We start from the raw sequence: 1,232 nt of genomic DNA on the forward strand, positions 1-1,232 counted from the left end.
GGGGCGCGAGGCGGCAATCACCATCACCACGAAGACGAACAGCGGCTCGGTGTAGTTGCGCGACTCGGCGTAGTGCAGCGCCTGGGTGCCGCCGGTCAGCAATGCCATGGCAAGGATGAGCACCATGGCCCAGAAGCCGAACACGACTTCCACCTCGCCCAGCAGGTGGAACAGCCCGGCATGGCGCGGGTAGCGGTGGGCGAGCCGCTCGAACTGCTTGGTGGAGAGGGTGTGGAGCAGCGCGATGCCGAACAGCACGGCGGCAACGGTGTGGACGGAGGAGGGTGTCATGGAAGGCCTGGCGAGCGAAAGCCGCGCGGCGGCCCGACCAGCGCATGAACCTGCCGCGCCCCACTGCGCGTACACCCGGGGGGGAATTCTAGCGGCGCGTGCCTGCCCGGCGGGGCAAGGGCTACATGGCCTTAAACAGGTGGGCGTAAAGCCGGCTCACGGCCAGCTGCTCGGGGCGGGCGCGCAGCGCCAAGGTGCAGCCGCCCGGCCTCGTCGCGCGTGACGCTGGCAATGGCGCTGGCGCGCACCAGCGCGCCGCGGTGCACTTGCCAGAACTCGGCCGCGTCGAGTTGCGCCGTCAGTTCCTTGAGCGGGGTGCGGATCAGGTATTCACGTTCGGCGGTGAGCACGCGCACGTATTTGTCGGCGGCCTCGAAGTACAGCACCTCGGCCACGGGCACCAAGTGGATCTGGTTGCCGCTGCTGGCCTGGATGATCGTGAGCGGCGCGGTAGCGGGGGCGGACGCCGCCACGCCAGGCGTCGTTACGCCGGGCGCGGCCAGCAGGCGGCGCAGCTGCGCCATGGTTGCTTCCATATTTGTAGCTGGTAGCGCTTTCTGGGCAAGCGCTTGCTGCAGTTTTTGCACTGTTTTCTGCAGGCGCGGCCCCTGCACGGGCTTGAGCAGGTAATCCATCGCCTGGGCCTCGAAAGCCTGCACGGCGTACTGGTCGTAGGCCGTCACGAACACCAGCGCGGGAAAGGGCTGGCCATCGGGCCAGGCATCGGCCAGCTCGGCGGCGGCTTCCAGCCCGCTCTGGCCGGGCATGCGGATATCGAAGAACAGTACCTCCGGCCGCAGCGCCAGCGCCTCGCGCACGGCGGCCTGGCCGTCGCCCACGGTGGCCACCACCTGCAGCGCGGGCCAGGCCAGGGCCAGCTCATGGCGCAGCGCGGCGGCCAGCAGGGGTTCGTCCTCGGCGATGAGGGCGCGGGGCGCGGG

At 69.9% G+C, this 1,232-nt stretch carries 1 protein-coding gene and 1 pseudogene; both read right to left on the reverse strand.

Going from position 1 to position 1,232, the window contains the following annotated elements; all coding sequences use genetic code 11:
* Positions 1-291 (reverse strand): putative Na+/H+ antiporter (locus ACDELDRAFT_RS22665; RefSeq protein ID WP_005801347.1); only part of this gene is annotated, 291 nt, incomplete at its 3' end.
* Positions 292-412: 121 nt separating this feature from the next.
* Positions 413-1,232: pseudogene (locus ACDELDRAFT_RS22670) on the reverse strand (LytR/AlgR family response regulator transcription factor); the annotation flags it as partial.

It is taken from the genome of Acidovorax delafieldii 2AN (assembly GCF_000175235.1).
In the GTDB taxonomy this organism is placed as follows: domain Bacteria; phylum Pseudomonadota; class Gammaproteobacteria; order Burkholderiales; family Burkholderiaceae_C; genus Acidovorax; species Acidovorax delafieldii_B.